The sequence below is a fragment of the Corallococcus sp. AB018 genome (assembly GCF_003986945.1).
Lineage (GTDB): Bacteria > Myxococcota > Myxococcia > Myxococcales > Myxococcaceae > Corallococcus > Corallococcus exiguus.
On the sequence record NZ_RAWR01000361.1, the window covers coordinates 1 to 5,592 of the forward strand.

Below are 5,592 nucleotides of genomic sequence, written 5' to 3' on the forward strand. Positions count from 1 at the left end.
CACCCGCCCCCGAGGCCGCCGCCGCCGCCCCCGTGAAGCCCAGCGTCTGGGACGTCAGCGTGGGCCTGAGCCTCATCTCCCTCACGGGCAACGCGTCCACGCTGACGGTGAGCGGCCTGGCCAGCGCGCTGCGCAAGACGGAGCACTGGATCTACTCCGTGAAGGCCTACGGCGCGTACGGCCGCAGCCGCCCGCCCCAGGTGGAAGGGGAGGTGGAGTCCCTGTCCCAGGTGGTGGCCCTCAACGCCGGCGTCGAGCTGCGCGGGGACCGCCGCTTCACGCAGGAGATCAGCGGCTACCTGCTGGCCGGCGTGGACACGGACCACATCAAGAGCATCGAGGCGCGGCCCTACGGTGAAGCCGGCGCCAGCATCTTCTGGTTCGACACCAAGCGGGACGAGAAGGCCAGCGTGCGCGAGACCGTCCTGCGCACCGACTTCGCCTTCCGCTACGCACGCGAGCTGCGCTTCCAGTACTACCCCAATCGCGTGGACCTGCCGAACGTGGACCTGGGCGGTCCGCGCTTCGGCGCCCTGTTCCGCTACGGCCTCTCCAAGGACATCACCTTCCAGGAAGAGGCGGAGATCCTGGTCAGCGTCATCTCCGACGCGCGCATCCTCTTCAGCAGCCAGACGCAGGTGATGGCGAACCTCACCGACGCGCTGGCCCTGGGCGTGGGCTTCCTCGTGAAGTCCGACAGCGCTCCGCCCCCGGGCAAGGTGTCCACCGACACGGCGCTCTCCTTCAACCTGACCGTCGCCCTGTAGTCCCCCACGCGGGCACCCAAGCCCGCCAAAAGCGACGCGGCGCCAGGGAAGAATCCCGGGCGCCGCGTTCGTGCTTCAGGGGACTGCGGAAAGCGACGAACTACTCGTGCGTTTCGTGTCCCTGCTTCTGGATCTGCTGGTGGCCACCCGTGCGGCCTTCCGTCGGGTTCGCTCCGATGTCCACCGCCTGCAGGTCGCTGTACTGCGACCCCGGCGGGTTGGCCAGACGGAAGCGGGTGCCCAGGTCCATCAGCGAGAAGCCGATGAGCAGCACCACGAACAGGATGGACACGCCGAACACCAGGCGGTTGGCGCCCTGGTGCTCCGACAGGTGCATGAAGTACAGCGCCACCAGCGTGCCCTTCACGCTGGCGATGATGAGCGCGAGCACCAGACCGAAGTCAGGCAGGTGCATGCGGCCGGTGAACACCGTGACGAGCGTGAGCACCAGCAGCGCAATCCAGATGACCACGTAGCGCCCGGCGCCGTGGTGCGCCTGCATGTTGTGCTCTTCCTGATGCGATTCGTTGGCGATGGCCATGTCGTAACCCTCAGACCAGGTACAGCATCGGGAAGAGGAAGATCCACACCAGGTCGACGAGGTGCCAGTACATGGAGCCCAGCTCGACCTGCGTGTAGTTGTTCGCGTTGAAGTCCCCGACGCGGTACGCGCGCACCGTGGCGAACGCCAGCACCGTCATGCCGATGACGACGTGCAGCGCGTGCAGGGCGGTGGAGGCGAAGTACACCGTGAAGTACAGCGGCGCGCCCGGCAGCTGGATGCCTTCGTAGAAGTAGTAGCGGCCCGGCAGCGTCCCGATGTGGAACTTGTGCTTGTACTCGAAGAACTTGATGACGAGGAAGCCCACCGCCATCAGGAGGGTGAGCACGTTCATGTGCCCCACCATCGCGTTCTTCCCCTCCTTGGCGTAGTGCACCGCCATGGCGGCGGTGAACGAGGAGGTGATGAGCACCACCGTGTTGATGGTGCCCATCGTCAGGTCCAGGCTGCGGCTGGACGCCGCCCACGCTTCCGGGAACAGGAAGCGGTAGGCCGCGTAGCACGCGAACAGACCGGCGAAGAGCAGGATTTCCGTGGCGAGGAACAGCCACATGCCCAGCCGCGCCGCGTGCTTCTGCACCTCCAGCGACGCGAAGTGAGCGGCCAGCTTGGGACCGGGCACCGAGCCCGGCGTCACGTGCGCGCTAGACATCCGACACCTCGCCCTGGGCCTTCTTCGGATCCACGTAGAAGTGCGGCTCCTCGGGATACGTCGGCTGGGGCCCGATGAAGTTGTGCGTGGGCGGAGGGGACTGGGTCAGCCACTCGTAGCCCTTGCTGTGCCACGGGTTGTCCACGCGCTCGCCGTAGATGAGCGCGTAGGTCAGGTACACCGCGATGATGATGAAGCCGAACGCGAGCAGCGACGCACCGGCCGTGGACGCCACGTTCAGCGCCTGGAAGCGCTCCGGGTACTCGTAGTAGCGGCGCGGCATGCCCGCGTTGCCCACGAGGAACTGGGGGATGAACGTCGCGTTGAAGCCCAGGATGATGAGCGCCGCGGAAACCAGGCCCCACCCCTCGTGGTACATCTTCCCGAACATCTTCGGGAACCAGTAGTGGAGCGCGGCCAGGAAGGCCATGATCGTCGCGCCCACCATGATGAAGTGGAAGTGCGCCACGACGAAGTAGGTGTCGTGCCACGCCACGTCCAGCGACACCGTCGCCACCGCGATGCCCGTCATGCCGCCGAACACGGTGAAGAACAGGAAGCCGCAGAAATAGGCGAACGGGGTGCTGAACTCCACCGCGCCCTTGTAGACGGTGCCCACCCAGTTGAAGACCTTGATGGCCGTGAACACGCCCACCAGCATCGACAGCACGCCGAACACGCCGGCGTTGAAGGTGGACTGGCCGGACACGAACATGTGGTGGCCCCAGGCGAAGAAGCCCACGAACGCGATGCCCACGCTGGAGTACGCCACCGCGCGGTAGCCGAAGATGTTCTTGCGGCTGAACGTGGAGACGACCTCGCTCATCACGCCGAACGCCGGCAGCACCATGATGTACACGGCCGGGTGGCTGTAGAACCAGAACAGGTGCTGGAAGAGCACCGGGTCACCGCCGCGGGCCACGTCGAACATGCCCAGGCTGAACAGGTTCTCCGCCGTCACCAGCAGGAGCAGCAGGCCAATCACCGGCGTCGCCAGCACCTGGATGCAGCTGGTGGCGTAGAGCGCCCACACCATCAGCGGCATCTTGAACCAGGTGATGCCCGGCGCGCGCATGGTGTGCGTGGTGACGATGAAGTTCATGCCCGTGAGGATGGAGCTGAACCCGATGATGAACGCGCCGAACAGCACCGGCGCCACCGTGGTCGTCGTGTGCGCGCTGTACGGCGTGTAGAACGTCCAACCGGTGTCCAGGCCGCCGTTGAGCATGCCCCAGAGCGCGAAGCCCGCGCCCGCCAGGTACACGTAGAGCGACAGCAGGTTCAGCCGCGGGAACGCCACGTCCTTGGCGCCCAGCATCAGCGGCAGCAGGAAGTTGCCGAAGATGGCCGGGATGGCGGGGATCATGAACAGGAAGATCATGACCACGCCATGCAGCGTGAAGACGCGGTTGTACGTCATCGCGTCCATGATGGTCGGACCGGGCGTGAGCAGCTCGATCCGGATGAGCAGCGCGAAGATGCCGCCCACCAGGAAGAAGAGCAGGATCCACGCCATGTACATGATGCCGATGCGCTTGTGGTCCACCGTCAGCAGCCACGACTTCACCGTGGTGCCGTCCGTCAGGTAGCTCGGGTGGTGGCCGTGGTCGTCGTGCGCCTCATGGCCGGGGACGGCCCCCGGCGCGGCGATGCTACTGGATGGGGTCATAGGCGGGGCCCTCGGAAGCGGTCTCACGCACGTTCGCGGTGCGCAGTGTCTTGATGTACTCGACGATGGCGGCCGACTCGGGGCCCTGCAGCTTGCCCTGGTAGGTCGGCATCACGTTCTGGTAGCCGGCGACGATGTGCGCGCCCGGGTCCATCATCGACTGGGTGATGTAGGCTTCATCCACGCGGATGCTCTGGCCATCGTCGAGCTTCTCTTCACGCTCGTACATGCCCAGGAAGGTGGGGCCGATGTGCTTCGAGCCGTCCACCGAGTGGCACTTGAGGCAGCCCTGCGTGCCCACCAGCTTCTGGCCCTGCTCGGCCATGCGGGCGACAGGGGGCACCAGCGAGGTGTCCGCCAGCGCGTCCTGCCGGTCCTGCAGGCGGCCACGCTGCTGCTCCTTCAGCCAGTTCTCGTAGTCCTCCGGCGCGAGCACGACGACCTCCGCCAGCATCTTCGAGTGCGACAAGCCGCAGTACTCGGTGCAGAGCACCTGGTACGTGCCGGGCTTCGTCGCCTCGAACCAGGCCTGCGTGTAGCGGCCCGGCAGCGCGTCCATCTTGATGCGGAAGGACGGGACGTAGAAGGAGTGGATGACGTCGCGGGACGTGATGAGCAGGCGCACCGGGCGGTGAGCCGGCACGTGCAGCACGTTCACGCCGTTGGGGCCCTCCGGATAGGAGAACTTCCACATCCACTGCTTGCCCATGACGTAGACATCCATCGAGTCCTTGGGCGGAGTGGTGAACCAGGTGAAGTCCCGGAACCCGATGGCGAACCACGCCAGGAAGAACACCAGCGGAACGGAGACGAAGAGGAACTCCGTCTTCAGGTCCGGCACCACGTATTCCGTGTGCTGGTGGGCCTCCCGCCGACGGTAGCGGAAGAACATGAAGAGCGCCGCGAGGCCGACGCCCGCGGACATCACCATCGTCGTGCCGACGACGAAGTAGTGCAGGAAGTCGACCCGTTCCGCGAACGTGGACGCGCGCTCAGGGAGGAACAGGAATTGGTTGGCCAGGTCGCTCATGTAGTCGCGCCTTTCTTCAGCTCGCGCCTCCAGAAATAGATCAGCATCGTGGCCAGGGCGCCAAAGACAGCCAGGGAGCCCAGGCGGATGAACCCGAAGATGTAGAAACCGTACCGCCGCGTGGCGGTGTCATACTTGAAACAGGACATGACGATGCGATCGACGCTCGTCCCGACCCGACCGCCCGCTGCTTCCAGCAGCGAAAGCTTCACGTCCTTGCGGTCGAACGACGTGCCGTAGAGGTAGCGGGAGATGCTCCCCTCCGGGGTGAGCACGGTGACCACCGCAGGGTGGGCGTACTGCTTCGTGCTCGGTTCATACGTGTATTTGAAGCCCACGGCATCGGCGAGCTTGTGGATGTTCTCGTCGGTGCCGGTGAGGAAGTGCCACGGAGCCGTCTCCGGCTTGCCCATGGACTGGAGGTACTTGCGCCGCCGCTCGGTGCTCTGCGCCGGGGTGTCCTTGGGGTCGATGCTGACGGTGACGGCCTCGTAGTCCTTGCCCAGCTCCAGGCCCAGCTCGCGCATCACGCGGACCTGCTCGTTGATGACGAGGTTACAGAGCATGGGGCACTCGTAATAGACGAGCGTGAGCAGGGTGGGGCGCGTCTTCGACAGCAGCGTGCCCAGCCGCACCTCTTCCCCGGTGGAGTCCAGGAAGCGGGTCTCCAGGGGGAGCGGATCCCCCAGGTGCTCCTCCACGTCCACGCCCGTCACCGGCGGGGGCAGGTCTGAGTCCGCCTCCACGATGGCGCGGGGCGTCTTGCCTCCACCCGGCAGGGCGAACGCGGGCGTGGCGCTGGTGAGTACCAGCGCAAGCGCCGCGAGGAGCCCGGCGGCGCGGGCGGAGGAGAGCGGAAGAAGGGACGGCATGGTGGGGGACGGCTCGGGGGCAGGAGGAGCGGGTGGGAGC

The 5,592-nt window shown here is 66.1% G+C and carries 6 protein-coding genes; 1 reads left to right on the plus strand and 5 read right to left on the minus strand.

The window, feature by feature from the left end:
- Positions 1-767: DUF481 domain-containing protein (locus D7Y11_RS41265; RefSeq protein WP_233607570.1), on the plus strand; the 767-nt coding region annotated here is incomplete at its 5' end.
- Positions 768-867: 100 nt separating this feature from the next.
- Here D7Y11_RS41265 and D7Y11_RS41270 read toward each other — a convergent pair.
- From D7Y11_RS41270 to D7Y11_RS41290, 5 genes are read right to left on the minus strand one after another with little or no spacing between them, the layout of a single operon-like run.
- On the minus strand, positions 868-1,308 hold the full coding sequence (locus D7Y11_RS41270; RefSeq protein ID WP_120580867.1) for a cytochrome C oxidase subunit IV family protein: 441 nt from the start codon (positions 1,306-1,308) through the stop codon (positions 868-870).
- A 10-nt stretch (positions 1,309-1,318) separates the two neighbouring features.
- Complete coding sequence (locus D7Y11_RS41275; protein WP_120560477.1) at positions 1,319-1,981, minus strand: cytochrome c oxidase subunit 3 family protein; 663 nt, start codon at positions 1,979-1,981, stop codon at positions 1,319-1,321.
- Positions 1,974-3,650, minus strand: a complete 1,677-nt coding sequence (locus tag D7Y11_RS41280; RefSeq protein ID WP_120580866.1) for a cytochrome c oxidase subunit I — start codon at positions 3,648-3,650, stop codon at positions 1,974-1,976. The genes D7Y11_RS41275 and D7Y11_RS41280 overlap by 8 nt, the downstream gene beginning before the upstream one ends.
- Positions 3,634-4,680: a cytochrome c oxidase subunit II gene (coxB, locus tag D7Y11_RS41285; RefSeq protein WP_120567457.1), complete on the minus strand. Its 1,047-nt coding sequence runs from the start codon at positions 4,678-4,680 to the stop codon at positions 3,634-3,636. The genes D7Y11_RS41280 and coxB overlap by 17 nt, the downstream gene beginning before the upstream one ends.
- Complete coding sequence (locus tag D7Y11_RS41290; RefSeq protein WP_120580873.1) at positions 4,677-5,552, minus strand: SCO family protein; 876 nt, start codon at positions 5,550-5,552, stop codon at positions 4,677-4,679. The genes coxB and D7Y11_RS41290 overlap by 4 nt, the downstream gene beginning before the upstream one ends.
- Positions 5,553-5,592 lie beyond the last annotated feature (40 nt).

What these genes read in the sequence shown, in the direction of transcription:
- D7Y11_RS41270 (WP_120580867.1), bottom strand. Translation starts at nt 1,308, where the DNA reads ATGGCCATCGCCAACGAATCGCATCAGGAAGAGCACAACATGCAGGCG.
- D7Y11_RS41275 (WP_120560477.1), bottom strand. Translation starts at nt 1,981, where the DNA reads ATGTCTAGCGCGCACGTGACGCCGGGCTCGGTGCCCGGTCCCAAGCTG.
- D7Y11_RS41280 (WP_120580866.1), bottom strand. Translation starts at nt 3,650, where the DNA reads ATGACCCCATCCAGTAGCATCGCCGCGCCGGGGGCCGTCCCCGGCCAT.
- coxB (WP_120567457.1), bottom strand. Translation starts at nt 4,680, where the DNA reads ATGAGCGACCTGGCCAACCAATTCCTGTTCCTCCCTGAGCGCGCGTCC.
- D7Y11_RS41290 (WP_120580873.1), bottom strand. Translation starts at nt 5,552, where the DNA reads ATGCCGTCCCTTCTTCCGCTCTCCTCCGCCCGCGCCGCCGGGCTCCTC.